The 19,519-nt window shown below is 52.5% G+C and carries 18 protein-coding genes and 1 pseudogene; 12 read left to right on the top strand and 7 right to left on the bottom strand.

The genetic code is table 11. The annotated features are described in order from the left end of the window. The 5 genes from AACZ40_RS20195 to AACZ40_RS20175 form a co-directional block, all read left to right on the top strand. The coding region (locus AACZ40_RS20195; protein ID WP_339675594.1) for a prenyltransferase/squalene oxidase repeat-containing protein at positions 1–879 on the top strand (879 nt) is incomplete at its 5' end. Positions 880–960: 81 nt separating this feature from the next. Then, a complete protein-coding gene (locus AACZ40_RS20190) occupies positions 961–2,796 on the top strand; it encodes a polyprenyl synthetase family protein (RefSeq protein ID WP_291169706.1) in 1,836 nt (611 codons plus the stop codon). Between the two features lie 208 nt (positions 2,797–3,004). Next, the gene (locus AACZ40_RS20185; protein WP_291169709.1) at positions 3,005–3,598 is read left to right on the top strand and encodes a class I SAM-dependent methyltransferase; all 594 of its coding nucleotides are present in this window, start codon (positions 3,005–3,007) and stop codon (positions 3,596–3,598) included. After that, positions 3,595–4,188 carry a xanthan lyase gene (locus tag AACZ40_RS20180; protein WP_291169711.1) on the top strand — a complete coding sequence of 198 codons (594 nt, stop codon included), beginning with the start codon at positions 3,595–3,597 and terminating at the stop codon, positions 4,186–4,188. Before AACZ40_RS20185 ends, AACZ40_RS20180 begins: the two co-directional genes overlap by 4 nt. A gap of 673 nt (positions 4,189–4,861) precedes the next feature. After that, complete coding sequence (locus AACZ40_RS20175) at positions 4,862–5,917, top strand: DUF6268 family outer membrane beta-barrel protein (RefSeq protein ID WP_291169714.1); 1,056 nt, start codon at positions 4,862–4,864, stop codon at positions 5,915–5,917. A 176-nt stretch (positions 5,918–6,093) separates the two neighbouring features. Here AACZ40_RS20175 and AACZ40_RS20170 read toward each other — a convergent pair whose 3' ends face one another. The 3 genes from AACZ40_RS20170 to AACZ40_RS20160 form a co-directional block, all read right to left on the bottom strand. Continuing rightward, positions 6,094–7,620, bottom strand: coding sequence for a hypothetical protein (locus AACZ40_RS20170; protein ID WP_291169717.1), 1,527 nt, complete (start codon positions 7,618–7,620; stop codon positions 6,094–6,096). Between the two features lie 565 nt (positions 7,621–8,185). Next, positions 8,186–9,478 carry a Gfo/Idh/MocA family oxidoreductase gene (locus tag AACZ40_RS20165; protein WP_291169719.1) on the bottom strand — a complete coding sequence of 431 codons (1,293 nt, stop codon included), beginning with the start codon at positions 9,476–9,478 and terminating at the stop codon, positions 8,186–8,188. A 199-nt stretch (positions 9,479–9,677) separates the two neighbouring features. Then, complete coding sequence (locus tag AACZ40_RS20160; protein ID WP_291169721.1) at positions 9,678–11,093, bottom strand: right-handed parallel beta-helix repeat-containing protein; 1,416 nt, start codon at positions 11,091–11,093, stop codon at positions 9,678–9,680. 239 nt (positions 11,094–11,332) lie between these two features. Between AACZ40_RS20160 and tadA the strand changes: the two genes are divergently transcribed. The 4 genes from tadA to AACZ40_RS20140 all read left to right on the top strand — a co-directional run bounded on the left by tadA (position 11,333) and on the right by AACZ40_RS20140 (position 14,257). Beyond that, the gene (gene tadA, locus AACZ40_RS20155; protein WP_291169723.1) at positions 11,333–11,848 is read left to right on the top strand and encodes a tRNA adenosine(34) deaminase TadA; all 516 of its coding nucleotides are present in this window, start codon (positions 11,333–11,335) and stop codon (positions 11,846–11,848) included. A gap of 319 nt (positions 11,849–12,167) precedes the next feature. After that, on the top strand, positions 12,168–12,359 hold the full coding sequence (locus tag AACZ40_RS20150) for a carbon storage regulator (RefSeq protein WP_002646987.1): 192 nt from the start codon (positions 12,168–12,170) through the stop codon (positions 12,357–12,359). A 226-nt stretch (positions 12,360–12,585) separates the two neighbouring features. Continuing rightward, a complete protein-coding gene (locus tag AACZ40_RS20145; RefSeq protein WP_291169729.1) occupies positions 12,586–13,338 on the top strand; it encodes an isoprenyl transferase in 753 nt (250 codons plus the stop codon). A gap of 7 nt (positions 13,339–13,345) precedes the next feature. Beyond that, a complete protein-coding gene (locus AACZ40_RS20140) occupies positions 13,346–14,257 on the top strand; it encodes a phosphatidate cytidylyltransferase (protein ID WP_291169732.1) in 912 nt (303 codons plus the stop codon). On the opposite strand, the gene AACZ40_RS20135 is transcribed toward AACZ40_RS20140, so the two are convergent. Further along, positions 14,182–14,826, bottom strand: coding sequence for a hypothetical protein (locus AACZ40_RS20135; protein WP_291169735.1), 645 nt, complete (start codon positions 14,824–14,826; stop codon positions 14,182–14,184). The genes AACZ40_RS20140 and AACZ40_RS20135 overlap by 76 nt on opposite strands. A gap of 53 nt (positions 14,827–14,879) precedes the next feature. After that, positions 14,880–15,758: an ATP phosphoribosyltransferase gene (gene hisG / locus AACZ40_RS20130; protein WP_291169738.1), complete on the bottom strand. Its 879-nt coding sequence runs from the start codon at positions 15,756–15,758 to the stop codon at positions 14,880–14,882. Between the two features lie 459 nt (positions 15,759–16,217). Here hisG and cysC point away from each other — a divergent pair, with 459 nt between their 5' ends. The 3 genes from cysC to AACZ40_RS20115 all read left to right on the top strand — a co-directional run bounded on the left by cysC (position 16,218) and on the right by AACZ40_RS20115 (position 17,629). After that, positions 16,218–16,832: an adenylyl-sulfate kinase gene (gene cysC / locus AACZ40_RS20125; RefSeq protein ID WP_291169740.1), complete on the top strand. Its 615-nt coding sequence runs from the start codon at positions 16,218–16,220 to the stop codon at positions 16,830–16,832. 252 nt (positions 16,833–17,084) lie between these two features. Then, entirely contained in the window at positions 17,085–17,342 is a 258-nt protein-coding gene (locus tag AACZ40_RS20120) for a hypothetical protein (RefSeq protein WP_291169741.1), read from the top strand. Beyond that, complete coding sequence (locus AACZ40_RS20115) at positions 17,342–17,629, top strand: type II toxin-antitoxin system RelE/ParE family toxin (protein WP_291169743.1); 288 nt, start codon at positions 17,342–17,344, stop codon at positions 17,627–17,629. Before AACZ40_RS20120 ends, AACZ40_RS20115 begins: the two co-directional genes overlap by 1 nt. Positions 17,630–17,664: 35 nt before the next feature. Here the strand turns inward: AACZ40_RS20115 and AACZ40_RS20110 are convergent, their stop codons facing one another. Both AACZ40_RS20110 and AACZ40_RS20105 read right to left on the bottom strand, forming a co-directional pair. Then, positions 17,665–19,200: a sulfatase gene (locus tag AACZ40_RS20110; protein WP_291169746.1), complete on the bottom strand. Its 1,536-nt coding sequence runs from the start codon at positions 19,198–19,200 to the stop codon at positions 17,665–17,667. 84 nt (positions 19,201–19,284) lie between these two features. Beyond that, positions 19,285–19,519 (bottom strand): annotated as a pseudogene (locus AACZ40_RS20105) (hypothetical protein); the annotation flags it as partial.

Below are 19,519 nucleotides of genomic sequence, written 5' to 3'. Positions count from 1 at the left end.
GGCTGGGCCTGGACCGATCTGCCTGGCGGCGTACCCGATGCCGACGATACTCCCGGCGCCATCCTGGCATTATTGAATCTTCGAGCCGAAGAATCCGATCCGCAGCAGACAGCCGAGTTACAGATGGCTCTCCGGAACGGCGTCAAGTGGCTGCTTGACCTGCAGAACAGCAACGGGGGCTGGCCGACATTCTGTCGAGGCTGGGGCGCACTCCCCTTCGACCAGAGTGCCGCTGATATCTCGGCCCATGCGATTCGCGCCCTGCAGGCCTGGTTGAAAACAGAACCACTGTCGGCAGAAGCTGCATTACGACTGCGGGCAGAACGCGCCATCAGGCGCTGCTTCCAGTATCTGGCGACAGTCCAGCGGCCCGATGGTTCGTGGCTCCCGCTCTGGTTCGGAAATCAACATATCGACAATGACGAAAATCCGGTTTATGGAACGGCGCGGGTCCTGGCTGCCTATGCCAGTGAAGCAGAACGCGCTTCGAGTCAGGCAGAGCAGGGTATCCTGTTTCTGAAATCGGTCCAGAACCTCGATGGAGGCTGGGGCGGTGCCACGGGGGCTCCCTCCAGCGTGGAAGAAACGGCTCTGGCCGTCGATACGCTGCTGGCGCTGGGGTTAAGCCCGGAGGAACCTGTGGTGGCCCAGGGGCTGCACTGGCTGCTGGAATCGGTGGAGACCGGGACCTATACAGAAACAACGCCCATTGGCTTTTACTTCGCCAAACTCTGGTATTTCGAACAACTTTATCCAATTATCTTTACCGTTGCGGCGCTGCATCGTGCGGAAACCGTTTTGAAAAAATCTGTGGATGGCAATTTAAGATTGTCGCTTGAGGAGGAGGATTACCCTATAATGAGCGTCAAGGAAAAGTAGATCCCTCCCGTTTCCAAACCAATTTGAATTCAATCCTTCAACAATCGCTCGATTGAGTTATTAACCATAGAGGAGTGTTCCGTGTCCATTGCACCTTTAGACCAGCAAAGTTCTGAAGACAAAATTGTACCCGGCTCAAGCAAAGCTGAAGTACACTCTTCCGAAGACAAAAAACCGGTCAAAAGAAAACGCCAGAGTACCAGCCATCTCAAAGCGGTACCGGAAACCTCTGCGCTGCGCGAAGAAATGAAGGCCGAAGCGGAAAAGTTCGTCGAGAAGCTCGACTGTGCCAATCCCTTCAATAAATCAGCGCTGGAAGCCTGGTCGCGCGAATTACTGGAGCAGATGAATCAGCCCGAAAAGTTTCTGGGCTTCATGATGGTTCTGATCGGGAATTTTTTCTGGAAACGACAGTTCCTGGCAATTCCTTTCGAGCGCCGCCTGCTGTTACTTCCACACTGCCTGAAACACGCCGAAGGCTGTCCCGCGGAATACGATGAGTTCGGCCTCGACTGTGAAAAATGCGGCGCCTGTTCGATTGCCGACTACAAAGTCAGGGCAGAACAACTGGGTTACAAAGTCCTCGTTGCCGAAGGCTCTCCCGTCGTCCTCAAAATCATTGTCGGCGGTTACGTGGATGGCATCCTGGGAGTTGCCTGCCTGAACGTCCTGGAAAAGTCGATCGATAAAGTGTTGATCGCCGGCGTTCCCTCTTACGCGGTTCCCCTGCATTCCGGCGACTGCAAAAATACCAAGATGGACGAACCCTGGATCTGGGAAGTTCTGGAAGAGTACCGTCCGCTGGATCAGCCGCTGACCCGCAGCTATCTGCCTACCATGCGGGCCGCGAATGCACTCTTTGAAGATAACTTCGATCAGATTCTGCCTCCGCTCCGTACCAAAACAGAAGCTGCCGCCCGGACTCCCCTGGGTAAAACCGAAGCCATCTCTTACGACTGGCTCAAGCATGGCGGAAAACGCTTCCGTCCTTTTATCACACTGGCCGCCTACGATGCCCTCATCAAGGCTCAGCAGTCTGATGAAACTGCAGAGACCACCTATCCGCTGGGTGTGCAGAAAGCCGCCATGGCCATTGAAGTTTTCCACAAGGCTTCGCTGATTCACGATGACATCGAAGACGATGACCAGTACCGTTACGGTCGCGAAACCCTGCATCGTCAGCATGGCACGGGCATGGCCATTAACATCGGCGACTACCTGATTGGCATCGGCTATCGCCTGCTCAATGAAGCGCGGGCAGATATCGGAGCGGAAGCCGCCTCCGACCTGATCGAAAAAATGTCCGCCGCCCATATCAAACTCTGTGAAGGGCAGGGGGCCGAAATGGCCTGGCAGGAAAGTGAGACCTTTGAACTGGCACCACTGGACGCCTTGCAGATTTATGCTCTCAAAACCTCACCTGCTTTCGAAGCGGCCCTGTACGCCGGCATTCGCATGACCGGTTCGGTGGGCAAGTATGAAGCTTTGATCTCCTCGTTCTCGCGTCACATTGGCGTCGGTTTTCAGATTCTGAATGACCTCAAAGACTGGCAGGGAGACGACAACAACAAACTGATCTCCGGACAGGACGCGCTGGCCATGCGACCGACGCTGCTGCTGGCGCTGGCACTTCAGACCGCCGACGATCAGCAGAAAGCGGACCTCAAAGACATTCTGCAGGGGCACTCCAGCGATGGGGCCCGCATCGACCGTCTGCGTGAGATCTATCAGGACTGCGACGTCTTCACCAAAGCCGAAGCCCTGGTCGATAAATCACGGGCTCGTGCCGAGGAACTGGCAGAAAACGTCGAGAACGAAGACTTCAAACAACTGCTGATGTTCTTCTGCGATACCGTACTGGCCGAAGAAACTCCCGAAGCCAAACCCGAACCCCAGGTGCTGATGCCGACTGCCTGATGCGTGTAATGCTGGAATATATCTGACGCTTCCCTTGTCAGTTTTCAAAATGTCTGGTTGATGTTCGCGAAAAGTTGCTGCGCCGCGATCAGGTTCTCTGTCTGTGCGGGCTGTCTTTCAGCTTACTCTGATCGTTTCTCCCATTGGCCTGTCCGGGGTTCGTGTTATGATTCCAGCGAATTTCCGGTCTGAAAACAGGAGAGAAACGATGTGGGATGAAAAATACAGCGCCGCGCATTACGTTTATGGAGAAGAACCAAATACTTTTTTGCAGGAACATATTGACTGCTTACCCAAAGGCAAAATTCTCTGTCTGGCGGAAGGAGAGGGCCGGAATGCCGTCTTCCTGGCCCGGCAGGGATACAGCGTGACTGCCGTCGATGCTTCTGAAATCGGTTTACAGAAAGCACGGCGTCTGGCAGGGAAACATCAGACCTCAATCGAAATTATCCATGCCGATCTGGCAAACTATGATCTCGGCGAAAACCGGTGGGATGGCATCGTATCCATCTTCTGTCATGTTCCCCAGGAGATCCGGAAACGAATTCACTCTCAAATTGCCGCGGGGCTGAAAACGGAAGGCGTTTTTCTGCTGGAAGCCTACACTCCCCAGCAGTTAGAATATGGCACAGGTGGTCCTCCCGATGTAGAATCAATGATGTCAAAAACTCGACTGCTGGAAGAAGTCTCCGGGCTGGCTTTCAGCCATCTGGAAGAACTGGAACACGTAATCATTGAAGGTTCCAATCACACCGGCATTGGTGCTGTCGTCCAGGCCATTGGTAAGAAACAGGATTCATGAAAGCGATTCCGGCAACAGTACTTTTGTTCTTGATGTTAATGGGAATGCTCCCCGTTTCTGCAGTGGAGCCAAAATTAAAGCCCCACCCCGACGCGGTCGCGAACACCCACGCTCCCGGCGAAGTCGATAAGCCGGAACTCGTGCCTTTCATCGTGGCCGATCCGACGAAGCTGAAAGGCATCGTCGTCGATGAAACCCAGGCAAAGCTCATCGGCGTCTGGCAGTATTCTACACACACGCCCCCCTACGTCGGGCTCGGCTATCTGCACGATCAGAAAAAAGGGAAGGGGGAGAAAGCGGTGATCTTCACCCCCGATCTGCCAAAGGCCGGCCGCTACGAAGTTCGGCTCTCACACTGTTACAACATCCGCAGATCGACCAATACTCCGGTGACGATTCACCACGCCGAGGGTGAAAAAACGATCCGCATCAACCAGCAGCAGATCCCCGCACACAACAAACTGTTTCGCAGTCTGGGCACTTTCCGTTTCGATCAGGGCAAATCAGGCTGGGTGAAAATTTCCAACGACGGCACTGATGGCAAATACGTGATTGCCGACGCCGTGCAGTTTTTCTATGTCGGCGAATGAACGTTTCGTGTGGTTTCGTGTCTTTTCGTGGTAGAAAATTTCATTTCAAGTGTTTCATCGGTTCCCATTCCGGGGTGAAACGGGTTTCTCCCTCGCCAGGCGGGCGGACACATGGGTACCGCCCCTACCGTAGCAGGTTGGTGACCTGGAACCTGGATGTACGATTTCACTGACAGTTTCCTGTTGTCTGCGACAACCCCGGATTACATCCGGGGGCACCCTGTCTTTCTCATGAGCCGTTCAGCGTGAGACGCGGTTTCTGCAGGTCGGGAGACAACCGGAGCTAACGCTCTGCGGCTAATTGAGAACGCTCTTCGGTTTATTACACTGCCACCACCCACTTTTACTTTCGTGTCTTTCGTGCATTTCGTGGCGGTAAAAAAGCCCGCTGCAGCAAATTCAGAAGTGAGTCTGCTAAACGAGAAAGCCGGGTTTTATTGTAAATATGACAAAATGAAATAATTTATCGATCAAAATCCTGTCCCGTACTATAACATGCGAGTTTGGATCACTCATGCGGAACCCTCTCTCCCAGCTTATTGTATTCTCCTCTCGTTCTGGATCGCATTACAATTAACCATAGCGTCTCTCGATCTATGATACTCCGTCCAAATCGACTTGGAGACGCTACAATAAAACTGGACACAGTCTAAACTGATGTCATGGACGACTGATGTTATTGTTACGACTCTTTTTAATCTGCTCACTTTTCGGATTTGCTTTCAGTATCCAACCGTATCTCTATGCGCAGACTGAAACGCCGGGATATGCCGACGCTTCAGAACCTTCGGAAACCGTACTGGCGGGATTCCTGCCCCTTGATCGCAGCCTGCGGGTGGAAGATGGCCTTCCCCTGGATGAGGTCCTACCACCGACGGAAGAACCATTTGAGGCAGAGAGCGATCAACCTTCCTCTCCAGAGCGACCACTAGATTTCAAATCTCTCATGAGACCGCGGTTTGACAGCTCAGCCGAATGGGAACCAGAGGTGGGTGGAGTGGGAATCAGTTCTTATGACTTGTCGATGAAGATACCCGTCTACCCGATTTTCGGACCCCCGCCTCCGTTTCTCAATTTCGGTTATTCGTTCACGCAGATCGACGCTCCCGCCGCTCTGGATTTGCCCCAGAGTCTGAATGAATTTTCGTTCGGCATGTCTTGGATGCGCCCGATCAATGAAAAATGGATGGCCCGTTATATGCTGAATGGGGCATTCGCGTCGGACATGGATTATACCGGCAGTACTGCCTGGCAGATCCGAGGCGGCATGTTTGCCATGTATCGTCCCAATGAGACCTGGAATTTTGCGTTTGGGGCGCTCGCCACCGGTCAAAGTGATCTTCCGGTGTTGCCGGTCCTGGGAGCGATCTGGCAGCCGCGACCTTCACTCAAAGTCGATTTAATGCTGCCCAATCCAAGAATCTCTCTGCTCGTGTCCGAGTCAGAGTCGCGTCAGCACTGGGCCTATGTTGGCGGCGGATTCTCGGGAGGCACATGGGCCTACCGACGCGCCAATGGACTGGGAGAGCGTCTCAACTATCGCGAGTTTCGCTTTGTCTTGGGATGGGAAGCCACTCCCCCCAAAAAGCCGGGAACCTTCGGTTCCAGTGGCACGACCATCAATGCAGAGATCGGCTACGTCTTCGGCCGCAAGTTTGAATTTGACAACAGTGTGCCCGACATCAAGATTGATAACACACTCCTGCTTCGCTCCGGAATCAGCTTCTAGACTGTGTCCCGTTTTAGCGTAGCGTCTCCAGTACCATTTGGAACGAGTATCATAGATTGAGAGACGCTCCGGTTAAATGCGAAGCGCTCCTGACGGATCGTTGAAAATTAGTCTCACTTCTCTCTGCATACCATTTCGAAAACAGGTTGCTCACTTCTCTCGGACTATTTAACGGTTCAATCCACCTGAGGCGGCAGGTTCCCGTATTCCCAGGGATTGTTGTTGAACGCGGGAGCAGCAGGCCGCTCAGCCAGTTTGTCGGGAGTCAGCTGTTTGGAAAGTTCGACTGCCGCGTCGACCATCTGCGGGCCAGCGGTGATTTCGAGGTTGCTGTAGCTGGAGAGCCGGGTTTCGTAACCCCCTCCGTTTTTATCGAACGCTTCTTTCGTGGGCACGTATCCGACACAGCCGTTTGCCAGTGAAACCGGGAACGTGATCGGGAAGGGGCTGCCCTCCTTGATGTCCAGGCCGAGCTGACAGAAGAATTCTGCAGGGTCGGTTAACAGAACCACGGGCCCTAACTGGACGGCCTGCACTTCGACGTCGGCCACGGGCTCTTTTTCCAGGCGGGCTTCCAGCAGCAGCGTCTCTTTGGCGAAGATCCAGTTGGTGGCTCCCGCTTTGCCCGGTCCTGCTTTCACCTGTTCCAGCGCTTCTTCCAGATGTTCTTTGCTCGGTTTGCGACGGGGAATCTTCAGCATTTTCGTTTTGCTGGCGATGGTCTCAAAGTTGCCGCGCGGCATCGAGAGCAGAACCTTAACCGCTTCCGCTCCTACGCGACCGCCGACAAACCGTGATGAATCTTCACTGGGACGACGCTGATATTTTGAAAGGTTATCGACCTGCGTGACATCTCCCGAGGCCCCCGCCAGGAAAACCACGACCGTATCTTTTCCAAAGAAACCGCGAATCACCTGTTCGACATAATAAATGTAATTCGCCGAGATACCACCCGGGTTGGTCGTTGCATGACAGACGAAGTTGACCAGACAACCTTTCAGATTCCCCTGTTCGTCCCAGACACCGATCACGCCGACTTCGGGATCGACCGGACCTGCCGGTTTGACAATATCCGGATTGCCGGGGCGTGGATGAGTGTAGGTGATGCCGTTCCGCATCAGGAACCGGCGGTTAAAGGCGACCTGTTCCTCAATGCCCACACCGGCGCCACACTCGGATGCACTCCGTTTCTGGTAGGCTTCACAGATCGCTTCAACTGACTGGTCAACGACTGTCTCCAGGTAGGCGGCGTCCGCATTGGAGGATTTGACATAAGCCAGTTCCTGCACGAATTCGGAAGCGTGATCAAATTCGCCCGGAAGAATCATGCCCGTCGGTCCCGAGGAATGGGAATGCGTGGCATGCAGCAGAATTGAACTCGCGGGAATTTTGCATTTCGCTTCCACGCGTTTGCGGATTTCTTCAACCGTGACGCGTCGAATGAGGAGCGCATCCAGGCTCACGACCGCAACAACGTTCGTGCCATTATCAAAGACAGCTGCCCGTGTTTTACAGGGATCGTGAAAGCTTCGATGAAACGATTTACCATAACCGCCCGGCTGTTCCATGCCGATTTCCGGCGTAATGTCACGTTCCGCAAAACCGACTTTGACCTGCGGCGTCTCAGCCGCGTGGATGTGAGTTGCTGTCAGAATCAGAACGCAAAGTGGGACAGCTTTGAATAACAGGAGACGTATCTTCATGGCAAAAACTCGATCTTGATCAGGTAGGAAAACAGAAGGAACGTTTTCCTCATTGTAAGCAGAATCAAAATCAGGTGGCTACTGAAGAAAGTTAAGAAAATTGCGAGTGTGTGAAATTTCTCTCTCAACTGCCGCGTTTTGTTAATAGATAAGTATAGAGAAAGCGAATCCAGTTTCCGGGTAAGCTAACCTGCTCAACGTAGAGGTCGACCCATGTGTCGACCCGCCTGGCGATGTTCGGATTGGTATCACCCTGCAAAGGAAACAAATGAAACCTTCGCAATTGATTTTTCTATCGCGAAAAACACGAAAAGACACAAGAGCAGACAATGGGGGCCCCCGGATGCAATCCGGGGTTGTCGCAGACAACAGGAAACTGTCAGAGAAAACGCACAATTAAGTTTCACGTTACCGATCTGCCCCGCGGCAGGGGCCGATCCATGTGTCGGTCTGCCTGGCGAGATGCGAATCCGATTCGCTCTCCCGCAGGCAACAGTGAAACCATTCGAAAGCCATTTACCAAAAGATCGATACCGCGGAATCGAATACTGCCGAATGTACCGGCTTACGCCAGTTCGTATGGTTTGCGATATTCTTTCGAGAGCCATTTGGTGGCTTCGGCATCACCCACAATGGTTTCCTGTTGCGGATCCCATTGGATTTTCTTACCCGTCCGCACGGCAATATTACCGAGGTGGCAAACCGTTGCGGAGCGGTGTCCGATGCTGATGTCGGCAACCGGCTTCTTGCGGGTCTTGATGCAGTCCAGAAAATTGTCGACGTGTGCGACGTTCGCATCCCGGTTCACAATCCTGGGCACATCGACTGATTTTAACAGCTCGGGCGGATTGGCAATGATGCCACCGCGATAGACGAACAGGCTCCCCTTGTCTCCGACGAACTCGGTTCCCTGTTTTTTACTCGCGATGCCGGGAACCTGTCGACAATTCAGCACGACGCCGTTGTCATAAGTGTATTTAATATTGGTTGAGTCGGGTGTTTCGTACCAGCCATCGGGATTAAACACGGCAGAGCCTTCCGCGCTGACGGGGCCACTTTCATCCATTCCGAGTCCCCATTGAGCGATGTCCAGATGGTGAGCACCAAAGTTGGTCTGCTGGCCGCCACTGTAATCCCAGAAGAAACGGAACAGGTAGTGCACGCGATTTTTGTTGTAGGGTCGTTCTGGTGCCGGTCCGAGCCAGCGGTCAAAGTCGAAGCCCTGGGGAGGTGCACTGTCGGGAACCGGTTTGCCGGCGCGTGCGATCCAGTTGGGGCCGGGCAGTGTGACGTTCACGGTATGGATCTTGCCCAGCAGACCTGACTGTACCAGTTGCGTTGCCAAAATGAATTCCTTTCCGCTGCGCTGCATGGTGCCTGTCTGAACGACCCGCTTGTGTTTTCGAGCCTCATCAATCATGACGGGGCCTTCGTCCACAACGAGTGTCAGCGGTTTTTCACAATAGACGTCTTTGCCGGCGCGACATGCTTCGACGGTCATCTTGGCATGCCACTGGTCGGGAACCGTGACGACGACGGCGTCGAGGTCTTTGGAATCGAGCAGTCGTCGATAATCATCTGACATCATTGCCGACTTGTTGGCATTTTTCTTCAGGAAGGCGTCTGCTTCCGCGAGGTAGTTCTGATCGAGATCGCAAAGTGCTTCGATGTTGTTGAGGAAGTACTTCATGTTGTTCCGCGGGCCACCCTGATTGCCGACACCGATCATGCCGATCCGCACGCGTTCGCTGGGAGGGACGGCAGCAAAAGTGGAGCGATAGCTTTTGGCACTCAGCCCCATGAAGAGCCCACCAAAGACGGATTTTTTCAGAAAGTGACGACGTGACAGGCCGGACATGAAAAGGCTCCTCGAGCGACTGGACAATAAATTAAATGACCTGAGAACTCCCATTCGTCTCGGGACCATGTAATTCTATAGAGCGATCGTTTATGATAGCATCACCCTGACCTGTGTCAAACCGTTTGCGATTGTACGGATCATCGATTTCTGATGCGGTCAGGGACGTCTGAATTCAAATGATGCAATGACTTGCTGATTACTCTTTGAGCAGGTTATCGATGATCTGGTTATCTTTGCCGCCGACGATCTGGATCGCCTGCGCGTTTTGACTGTCCGGCAGATCGGTACGGATCAGACAGTCTGAAACGCGGCTGTCGGTCACATTTTTTAGCAAGAGTCCCACGGTAGAATAATCGAGGATAGTGCAGTTCGTCAGATTCATCCGCCGGGAATCGCGAATTTCCACAGCCGGTGTCTGGTCACCCGTGCCATTAATCAGATTGCCGCTGACGGTAATTCCATCGCAGTCTGTAAACAGCATGCCGACCTGGGCGGTCGCGCCATCTTTATAGTGATAGCGGGGATTGCGGTCGAGTACGTTGTTGGAAATCAGAATATTGTTGCAGTCGTGGATGCGAATGTTATGGGTGTATCCTTTCCACATGGTATTCCCGGTAACCGTGACGCCCCGCGCGCTGGTGATTTCAATATTGGTCTGCACGTCTGACAGCACGTTGTCGGCGATCGTGATGTTGCCGTCTCGATGTTCGCTGGAATGCGGGCGGATGTGTGCGTTTTCATTAATACGAATGTTCGCCGAGCCCGGGGCAAAATGATCGTGTTGAATCGTACAGCCCACGATGGCAATTTCACCGACCATTGCTTTTTCAGAATCAATGAGTACATTCGCCGTGGGTTCCGAATCTTTGTCACCCATGTTTCCTTCGATATCACAGGTCCCGATCTGAATGTTCCGGATATCTCCTTTGCGCACGACCACTCCGCCGCCGGCATTGTAAGAGATGTGACATCCCACAATATTTGACTGATGAATACTGACGTGATCATAAAATACGCCAGCTCCCCTGTTTTCATACAGGTGGCAGTTGGAAACAATCACATTGCGGTTGCGTTTGATAAAATGAATCGCATGCAGCGTGCGGCGGATGGTGAGCCGCGTGAGCGTGATCTGCATCGTACCGGTCGCTTCGACGCCACAGGCTTCCGGGTGATCGCCGACAATCTCCAGGCCATCCACCATAGGCGAACGCTGATTGCGCCAGACATTTTCTTTGACCGTATCCGGGCTGGCGGTTCCTTCGTGTGTGCCGATAAAGCGAAACGCAGGTCCCGCGCCTGCCATGATGATGGTGGCGGTGCCATCCGAACTGAGCGACGTCGGACCCAACTGATCCAGATCCACGTTGATTGTTTTTGTGATCCGGTAAACGCCTTTAGGAAATCGGATCTGACCGATTTTGGAATCGACGGCACGCTGAAGGGCGGCTGAGTCATCTGTTTTCCCGTCTCCTGTTGCGCCAAACGATTTGACGGTCGTGACCAGCACGGGTTGAACAGGATTGGGACCGGTTTGTGATTTCGTGTTTTCAGAAGAAAACAGCAGATATCCCAGAACGAGCAGCGTTGAGAGACAGATCAGGGTTCCACGCATGTGTCATCACCTTGTTACAGGGCAGGGGAGATCGTATAAGAAAAGACAGTCTTTATATTCTAAGCGAGTGAACTGCGGAATCACAAACGGGTCGCTGTAATTCGTGAAAAGAATCCGAGCGGGAATCCACGGTTTGCAGGTTTCAGAAGGGAAGCTGGCAGCAGCGACTTTATTTCCTGCCGGTTCTGGATTATGTTGTGCAGAGAAGCCCTTTCTTTCTCTGGTAGAAATGTAGCGAAATGATTGATCGACCTGATGACTCTGGAATCTCTCCCGGCGACCGCGACCTGTTGCAGATGCATACGCGCTGGATGCGGTTTGCCTTTGATGAAGCGCGTGCTGCTTTTGAAGAAGATGAAGTTCCCGTCGGTGCCGTCATAGTGCACCAGGATCGAATCATCGCCGCCGCGCATAATCAGCGCGAAATGCTGAGCGATCCCACAGCGCATGCGGAAATGATTGCCATCACGCAGGCAGCAGAATCACTGGGAACCTGGCGCCTGTCGGACTGTGTGCTGTATGTGACCCTGGAGCCCTGTCCGATGTGTGCCGGGGCCATCGTTCAGTCACGCCTGCCGCTGGTGATTTATGGAACCCGCGATGAAAAAGCAGGCGCCTGTCACTCGCTGTTTCAGATTACCAGCGATCCCCGGTTGAATCATCAGAGCACCGTCATCAGCGGCGTGATGCAGGAAGAGTGCCGCGGCATTCTCCAGGAATTCTTTCGTCGCAAGCGCGCGGAAGGAAAAAAATGAGAACGCTGTGTGTGATGTTTCGATGAAGTTCATCACAAAATCAGAACAATAAATCTGCGACAGAATGACATGCAGTTTCAGGATACGGGAGGCGTCTCACTCGTCATGTGAATGCGAAATAAAAATCGTAACTTATTTGTCAGATACGACGAAATGAATTTTGTCAAGTGAGATTCAGAGAAAAGAAACCTCATTAAAAATCGTTTCAATTTTTGTTTACTTTCAGCTTGTCCTTCTGATTCGAGTTCGTCAGAATGTGCTTCACAATAACTATTCACAATTCACAGATTCAATTCTGAAATATCTTTGAGGCCAGCGAATGCATATTATCTCTCGTGGTGCGAATGAGAGTATCCTCATTGGGGAACATACCGTTGTTAAAGTACTTGAAGTATGTGAGGATCGCGTCAAACTGTCCATTGAGACACCGGGAGCGGAACCTGCCTATTGGGAGGAAACGGTGTACCTGGACCACTCTGAAGAATTAGAGTCCCTGGAAATCGGTGGTTAAGCCCCTCTTCAGCTGAGTTTCTGATCAGAGTTTCTTCAGAAGCGCCTGTCCTGAATATCAGGTTCGCTTTCTTTCTCTTAAGAAGCTGTGCTTTCCAGCAGCGCAGCCTTGGCGTTTGAGCCGAAATTTCTCACAATAGGCGTGTCAGAACCAGGTTCTGTGTACGCTGGTTGTTAAGTCAGCGAAACGTCGATTCTTTTGTTATCAATTCACTGTGAGGCTGATTGTGCCCGCCATATCGGAACAGGATGGGGAGTCGCTGGGGCTGGAGTCACAGCAACTGCCACGTCACATCGCGATTATCATGGATGGCAATGGTCGCTGGGCTTCTCGACGAGGGTTTCCCCGCATCGAGGGACATCGCCAGGGCGTGAACAGTGTGCGCACGGTTGTGGAAGAATCCACACGCCTGCGCATTGAACAACTCACACTGTATTGTCTCAGCAGTGAAAACTGGAAGCGGCCAGCGCTGGAACTCAACCTGCTGATGCAGCTGTTGAAAAAGTTTGTGATCGGCGAACGCGAAGAAATCATGCGGCAGAATATCCGCTTCACCACGATCGGCCGTCGTGATGATCTGCCCCGCGATGTGCTGGCAGAAGTCGATAAAACGATTCGCGAGAGCCAGGACAATACCGGGATGCAGCTTTGCCTGGCATTGAACTATGGCAGTCGATCTGAAATTGTGGACGCCGTCCAGTCAATTGTCGCTGAAGTGGAACAGGGAAACCTGAAGCAGGAAGAGATTAACGAAGAAGTGATCTCCGCGCATCTTTACACGGCAGGCATGCCCGACCCTGATCTGGTCATTCGCACGGCGGGAGAAATGCGGGTCAGCAACTTTCTGTTATGGCAGATCAGTTACGCCGAGTTGTGGGTGACCGAAACTTACTGGCCCGACTTCAATATCACAGACTACTGGCAGGCACTGCGCGACTTTGCCGCCCGCGACCGCCGCTTTGGTGGTTTGAAAGGATAAACGCAGCATGCTGGGCTGGCGGTTACTCGTCTCTGTGATCCTGATACCATTCCTGGCTGGTCTGTTTTATCTGGATCAACGCGCGGGAAGTTCTGCTCCGATTCTGTATGGCTTGTGTTGCCTGATTATTTTTCGCGGCTGCTGGGAACTGACACAGCTGTTAGCCGTGCGGAATCTGAAACCCGGATTCGCAATCACCAGTCTGCTTTCATTATTGATCTGCACCCTGGCCTGGCTGCCCTACTTCAGTCAAGCCGATCCAGGCAGCGCACAGGAAAGCTCACTGGCTTTGATGTCGATTGGCTTTTCGGTTTCCATTCTGTTGATCTTTCTGAAAAGTACCATTCTCTTTCAGGAGCCCGGGCGAAGCGTGGAAACGATGGGCGCGGAAATCCTTACTGTCTCGTATGTGGGCTTTCTGCTGGCGCTGCTGGCTCAACTTCGCTGGGTGGCAGGACCCGAGACCGGTTACCTGGCATTAGGTTCTCTTATCATCAGCGCGAAAATGGGAGACATTGGCGGCTACACTTTCGGTCGTTTATGGGGCAGGAAAAAACTGGTCCCGCGTCTCAGTCCCGGCAAAACCTGGGTGGGTGCCTACGGCGCGATTTTCGGAGCCGCCCTCGGTTCACTGCTCTGGTTTCAATTCACGCCTGCGCTGTTTAATCCTCTCTGGACCGGCAGCAGCTGGTACTGGGCCATTCTGTTTGGTGCGATCATTGGCCTGGTGGGCCTCGTCGGTGACCTGTGTGAATCGCTCATTAAACGGGACGTCGGGAAAAAGGACTCCGCAGAACTCCTGCCTGGATTTGGTGGCCTGCTCGATCTGCTGGACAGTCCGCTTTATGCCGGCCCCGTGGCGTTGATACTCTGGAAACTGCTGCCTCTGATTACCGTGGTTACTGCGACCGGCAATTGATCTGTTCGCAGATTGCACCAGCGCAAAGCAGGCAGTTGATCGGCGAGTACCGCCAGATAAGCATCCACGGCTTCCGCAGCTGCCAGTGACGCGACTGTTGAGTCAGCGGGTAGATCTTTCGATTTCAATAAAATCAGCTCATCTGCCGGCCAGGTCAATGTCACCCAGGCCGCGATGGAATCACTGGTCACTTCCCAGGCAGCGGGTAACGGCTTGAAGTCCTTCGAGATCGTCTGTCGCAGATAATCTTCTGCGCAGAGGATGGGTATCTGATGCTGCTGCCAGACCTGTTCGGCAGCCTGCTGATTTGAAACACTACAGGCGTCCGGTAGCAGCTGACACAGCAGTCGTTCATTCAACTTCATCGCTGCAATGGCCAGCCAGTGAGCGGTGGTGGCATCGAGTTGATGAAGGGCATCCCAGTGACGTACCAGGTCGGCGGACCTGCCTCCCCCACAGATCAGCAGCGGTCTGCAGTCGGTCAGTTGTCCCAGGAACTCAGAGAGCCTGTCTTTCAAATCGGGAAGATCGAACAGGCTGCCTCCGAGTTTTAAGACGCAGATCTTCATCCAATTCAATCCCGCAAAGAAAGCGGACGGGTTACTGACTCACCGCTTTATCGTCAGTCGATGATTTTGGAAATCTGGTATTCCACAATGCCACACGCGCCGGCTGCTTTCAGTTTGGGAACGATAGTGCGGACCACCGATTCTTGCATGATCGTACTGATGGCGACCCAGTCCGGATCGGACAGGGAAGAAACCGTTGGCTTCTGCAATGCGGGGAGCAGATTGAGCACTTTCTCCAGATCGGTGCGGACCACATTCATCATCACGCAGACTTTGCCTTCCGCAGCCAGACAGGATTCCAGCATCATCGCGATGTTCTCCAGCTTCTCGCGTTTCCAGGGATCTTCATACGCCTGTTTGTTGGCGATGAACCGGGTTGTGCTCTGCATCAGCTCTTCGACGATCCGCAGATTATTGGCCCGCAGTGAAGAACCGGTTTCGGTCACTTCGACAATCGCATCAGCCAGTTTGGGAGGTTTGACTTCGGTTGCACCCCAGGAAAATTCCACATTGGCTTTGACGCCATGCTGTTCCAGGTAGCGCTCTGTCATGCCGACCACCTCGGTGGCAATGCGTTTACCTTCCAGGTCTTTGACGGACTTGATGGGCGAATCTTCCGGCACACAGAGTACCCAGCGGACCGGGCGACGGCTGACTTTGGAGAACTGCAGCTCGCAGATTTCCTGTACGTCGGCGTTGGTTTCCAGGATCCAGTCGTAGCCGGTAATCCCTGCATCCAGGATTCCCTGATCGACATAGCGGGCCATCTCCTGTGCCCGGATCAGCAGGCACTCGATTTCGTCATCATCAATCGTCGGGTAGTAGGAACGGGATGAAAATTTGATGACATAGCCGGCTCGTTTGAAGAGTTCAGCCGTCGATTCCTGTAAACTTCCCGCGGGAATACCGAGTTTTAAGACCTTGTCGGACATGGTTCCTGTTTTTCTGAATTCGATGGTTTAGTGCGTAATGTGTATGATATTAACAGTTTAAGTATATGATCCATCACCAGCGGGGAATGAAAATGCAGGCAGATTCTCACCAGTCGGTGATTGATTTCTTCCCGCAACTTATCCCCTGCGCGTACTCTAACAGCTGAAAAACCGCAGTTCCAGTAGCCCGGAACGAGAATGTTCATAGAAAATCCCAATCAGTGGGCTTCCATCAAGAGTGCAGTTTCTCTAGGATCGTGCCAATACGCATTCAGGATACCCGATTCCAGCTCGATTTTCACTGCTGGAACCCGCGTGCATTCCCTGGAACGCCCCGGTATCCCCCCGGAGATTTGAATCCGAACAGCCACAGAGGCCCACGAAATTGCCTCCGTTCCGGCTTTAAAGATAGATTTCGTTTCCACAGATATTTTTTAATGAGTAAGGAGAAATTCCTCGATGGCCGAGCAAAAAGCCACTAACGTGACCTGGCATGATCACCGTGTAACTAAAGAAGAACGCTGCAAACAGAACGGACACAAGGGCGCTGTCCTGTGGTTTACCGGCCTGAGTGGATCCGGCAAAAGTACGATCGCCAATACCGTTGATCACAAACTGTTCGAAATGGGCAAGCATACGTTTGTTCTGGATGGCGACAACATCCGCATGGGTTTGAACAAGAACCTTGGCTTCTCTCCCGAAGACCGTACCGAAAACATCCGCCGCATCGGTGAAGTTTCCAAACTCTACACCGACGCCGGTACTCTGGTGATGACTGCCTTCATCTCTCCTTACCGGGAAGACCGCGATCAGGTTCGTGAAATTCTGGGTGATGGCGAATTCATCGAAGTCTACGTGAAGGCTTCCCTGGAAACCTGCGAAGGCCGCGATCCCAAGGGACTCTACAAGAAAGCCCGTGCTGGCGAAATCAAAGGTTTCACTGGTATCGACGCTCCTTATGAAGAACCGGAAAAAGCGGAACTGGTTCTGGATTCCGATGGCAAAGGCATTGATGACCTCGCAGACGAAGTCGTCGCCTTCCTCGAATCAAAAGGCTATCTGACTTACGCGTAATACGTGATCATGTCAGTGCAATTCAATATAAAACCTCAGGAGGTCCTGCGCTTCCTGAGGTTTTTTCTATTTTGATCCACGTATTTCAGCAAGTTGTGAAGAAGTATCTTTTGATTTCAAATTTTACGTGCCTGAAAAAATAGATAGATCATGTGGATTAACAGTGATATAATTTTATGAGAGCTGGACCCAACGTTTTTCTGCGTCCAGAGACATTTCATTTTGGTTTCTTATACTGCATGAGACTCGTGTATGGCTCCTAAAATTACTGAAGAAATGCGGCAGGCATTGAACCAGCAGCCTGATCGCCCTCTCAAAATAGAAGACGATCAGACACAAAAGACGTATCTGTTAATCCCTCAAGAAAATTTCAGGCAGTGGATGGACGACGAATTACGTCGGGAATTACAGATCGGTTTTGATGAAGCAGACGCAGGCCAGGTAGCTGAGTGGAATGTGGAATCCATTCTCAAAGAAGCACACCTCCGCCACGCAGCAAAGTCTGAGTAATGCCTCGTATCCTTCGTACTCGGCAGGCGAATGAAGATGTCTTGAGTATCTGGGAGTATATTGCCACTCATAATACAGGTGCCGCCGATCAACTTGTTTTCCGAATAAACGAAGTGCTGAAGCAACTGGCTGCTCATCCGGGAATAGGAGAAAAGCAGGAACAGTATCGCAAGGACCTTCGCTGTTTTCCCATCGGCAACTATCTGATTTTCTATGAACCCATTGAGAAGGGAATTCAGGTACTTCGTGTACTGCATGGTGCCAGACAATGGGAAGATTTGTTGTGATTGAATGAGTGATTTTTTAGCTTCGTTGTTCCCGGTTAGTCGTCTTTTTTCTTCTCAATCTTATAAGGCCCCAGCGCCGCGTCTCTCAGGAACCAGTCTTCGGGACGGTTCTTGAGATTCTCTGAATAGACGCGAATTGCCCGTTCGTCCCAGAATTCAGGAATCGAGGGATCTTCCGGAATACGGCCTTTGTCATCGATTTCTTCCATCCAGGTATTCAAAGCAGATGCCAGTCGCTGCTTTGTCTGCTGGTGCGCCGGGGAATCTGCCAGGTTATTTGTCTCCCAGGGATCCTGTTCTAAATCATACAGCTCTTCTTCCGGTCGAGTCTCCGCCATCAGCTTGAGAGGCGGCCCGGTCAGTTCTCCTCTGCTGTGCAAGTCTCTTAAGAGCCCGATTATCGGGTATGACTTCTCCTTGTAGCGATTGATCTGCAGGAACGGACGTTCGGGGTACTTGTTCCGCAGGTAACGATACTGCTTGTCCCGTACCGTGCGGATGTGGAACACCGTTTCATCGCCTCGATCGCGTCCGCCAAACAGATACTCGCGCGGCGGCTCGGCCTGTGCGCCCAGGAAGACCTGTCCCTGCATTTTTTTCGGCTTCGTGATGCCGGCGACCGCTAAAGAGGTGGCGCTCAAATCAATCGAAGAAATCAACTGCTCGCTTTTTTGACCCCGCTGGTAATGTGCGGGAACAGGCAGGTCTGAGTTTCCTTCGGGCCAGTAAATGATCAGCGGGATATGCAGGCCACTGTCGTAAGGCCACTGTTTGCCGCGTGGCATTGCCCGGCCATGATCGCCCAGAAAAACTACAATCGTATTCTTGTCGAGTTTGTCCCGCTTCAGCAAATCCAGGATGAACGCGACCTTCTTATCGACTGCCATCACGGCATTCAAATACTGCGCCCAGACCCCTCGCGTGACGGCATGATCAGGATAGTAAGGGGGGATCTCAACTTTGGCAGGATCCGCCTGGTAGCCGATGTGTTCGTGAGATGTATTCCACGCGCCGCCTCGATGCGTTTCCGAAAAGTTGATCTGTGCATAGAACGGCTGATGCTGTTTCAATTCGTCCCAGTCCTTCAGGTCAAAAGGCTGTTTGCCTTTGGGGTACGTGAAATTCCAGTCGGTCTTGCCGGTCCCTTTGTAGAACTTTGCCAACTTTTTATCGTCCGTCAGATTTTTAATATTCGCCGTCGTATAGCCGGCGGAACGGAACCAGTCAGTGATGACCCGCACGCCTTCAGGCAGAGGGTTTGTGCCATCCCGGTGCGAACGATGGTTCTGAGCGTCAATGGCCATCGCGTACATGCCGGTCATGAAGGAAGAACGACTGGTCGAGCAGACCGGCGTCACCGTGAATGCATTCTGAAACAACATCCCTTTCTCAGCCAGCTGATCCAGCGTGGGGGTTTTGACTTCGGGCGTTCCGTAACAGCCCAGTTCGGGTCCCATGTCTTCAGCGATGATCCACAGAATATTGGGCCGCTGCTCTGCTGCCTGCACCGCGTGGCTGTGGCAGAAGTACGAGAGAAAAACAAGACTGAGCGCGAGCAGAAATCGATGCATGGATGAGTCTCTTCACTAAAAGAACCCGGTGAGATTGAGGAACTAAGATTGTATGGTTTATCATCAGCGATCACACAGCGATTGTCAATTATTGAGTGGATTTAGATGAACAACAGCCACACGCAGCAGCCTGGAAGTGTTGTTCTCCGCGTCGGTTGGTGAAACCAGGCTCTGCACACCCCTGCTCATGTTCGACTTGACACCGCCGCGCCAACAGCGATAAGCACCAAAGTGAGTCGCGCGCGTGACCAGTTTACTGTGCACTGAAACACAAGCCACTTGTTCTGACTCTTCACTAAAAATGAGCCTGTTTTTTCCC

The organism is uncultured Gimesia sp., assembly GCF_963972345.1.
Taxonomy (GTDB): Bacteria; Planctomycetota; Planctomycetia; order Planctomycetales; family Planctomycetaceae; genus Gimesia.
Note: the sequence above shows the minus strand (reverse complement) of the source record. Positions and strands in the feature narration are given on the sequence as shown.

What these genes read in the sequence shown, in the direction of transcription:
- AACZ40_RS20150 (WP_002646987.1), top strand. Translation starts at nt 12,168, where the DNA reads ATGCATATTATCTCTCGTGGTGCGAATGAGAGTATCCTCATTGGGGAA.
- tadA (WP_291169723.1), top strand. Translation starts at nt 11,333, where the DNA reads ATGATTGATCGACCTGATGACTCTGGAATCTCTCCCGGCGACCGCGAC.
- AACZ40_RS20185 (WP_291169709.1), top strand. Translation starts at nt 3,005, where the DNA reads ATGTGGGATGAAAAATACAGCGCCGCGCATTACGTTTATGGAGAAGAA.
- AACZ40_RS20140 (WP_291169732.1), top strand. Translation starts at nt 13,346, where the DNA reads ATGCTGGGCTGGCGGTTACTCGTCTCTGTGATCCTGATACCATTCCTG.
- AACZ40_RS20165 (WP_291169719.1), bottom strand. Translation starts at nt 9,478, where the DNA reads ATGTCCGGCCTGTCACGTCGTCACTTTCTGAAAAAATCCGTCTTTGGT.
- AACZ40_RS20120 (WP_291169741.1), top strand. Translation starts at nt 17,085, where the DNA reads ATGGCTCCTAAAATTACTGAAGAAATGCGGCAGGCATTGAACCAGCAG.
- AACZ40_RS20160 (WP_291169721.1), bottom strand. Translation starts at nt 11,093, where the DNA reads ATGCGTGGAACCCTGATCTGTCTCTCAACGCTGCTCGTTCTGGGATAT.
- AACZ40_RS20180 (WP_291169711.1), top strand. Translation starts at nt 3,595, where the DNA reads ATGAAAGCGATTCCGGCAACAGTACTTTTGTTCTTGATGTTAATGGGA.
- AACZ40_RS20110 (WP_291169746.1), bottom strand. Translation starts at nt 19,200, where the DNA reads ATGCATCGATTTCTGCTCGCGCTCAGTCTTGTTTTTCTCTCGTACTTC.
- AACZ40_RS20135 (WP_291169735.1), bottom strand. Translation starts at nt 14,826, where the DNA reads ATGAAGATCTGCGTCTTAAAACTCGGAGGCAGCCTGTTCGATCTTCCC.
- AACZ40_RS20175 (WP_291169714.1), top strand. Translation starts at nt 4,862, where the DNA reads ATGTTATTGTTACGACTCTTTTTAATCTGCTCACTTTTCGGATTTGCT.
- AACZ40_RS20170 (WP_291169717.1), bottom strand. Translation starts at nt 7,620, where the DNA reads ATGAAGATACGTCTCCTGTTATTCAAAGCTGTCCCACTTTGCGTTCTG.
- cysC (WP_291169740.1), top strand. Translation starts at nt 16,218, where the DNA reads ATGGCCGAGCAAAAAGCCACTAACGTGACCTGGCATGATCACCGTGTA.
- AACZ40_RS20115 (WP_291169743.1), top strand. Translation starts at nt 17,342, where the DNA reads ATGCCTCGTATCCTTCGTACTCGGCAGGCGAATGAAGATGTCTTGAGT.
- hisG (WP_291169738.1), bottom strand. Translation starts at nt 15,758, where the DNA reads ATGTCCGACAAGGTCTTAAAACTCGGTATTCCCGCGGGAAGTTTACAG.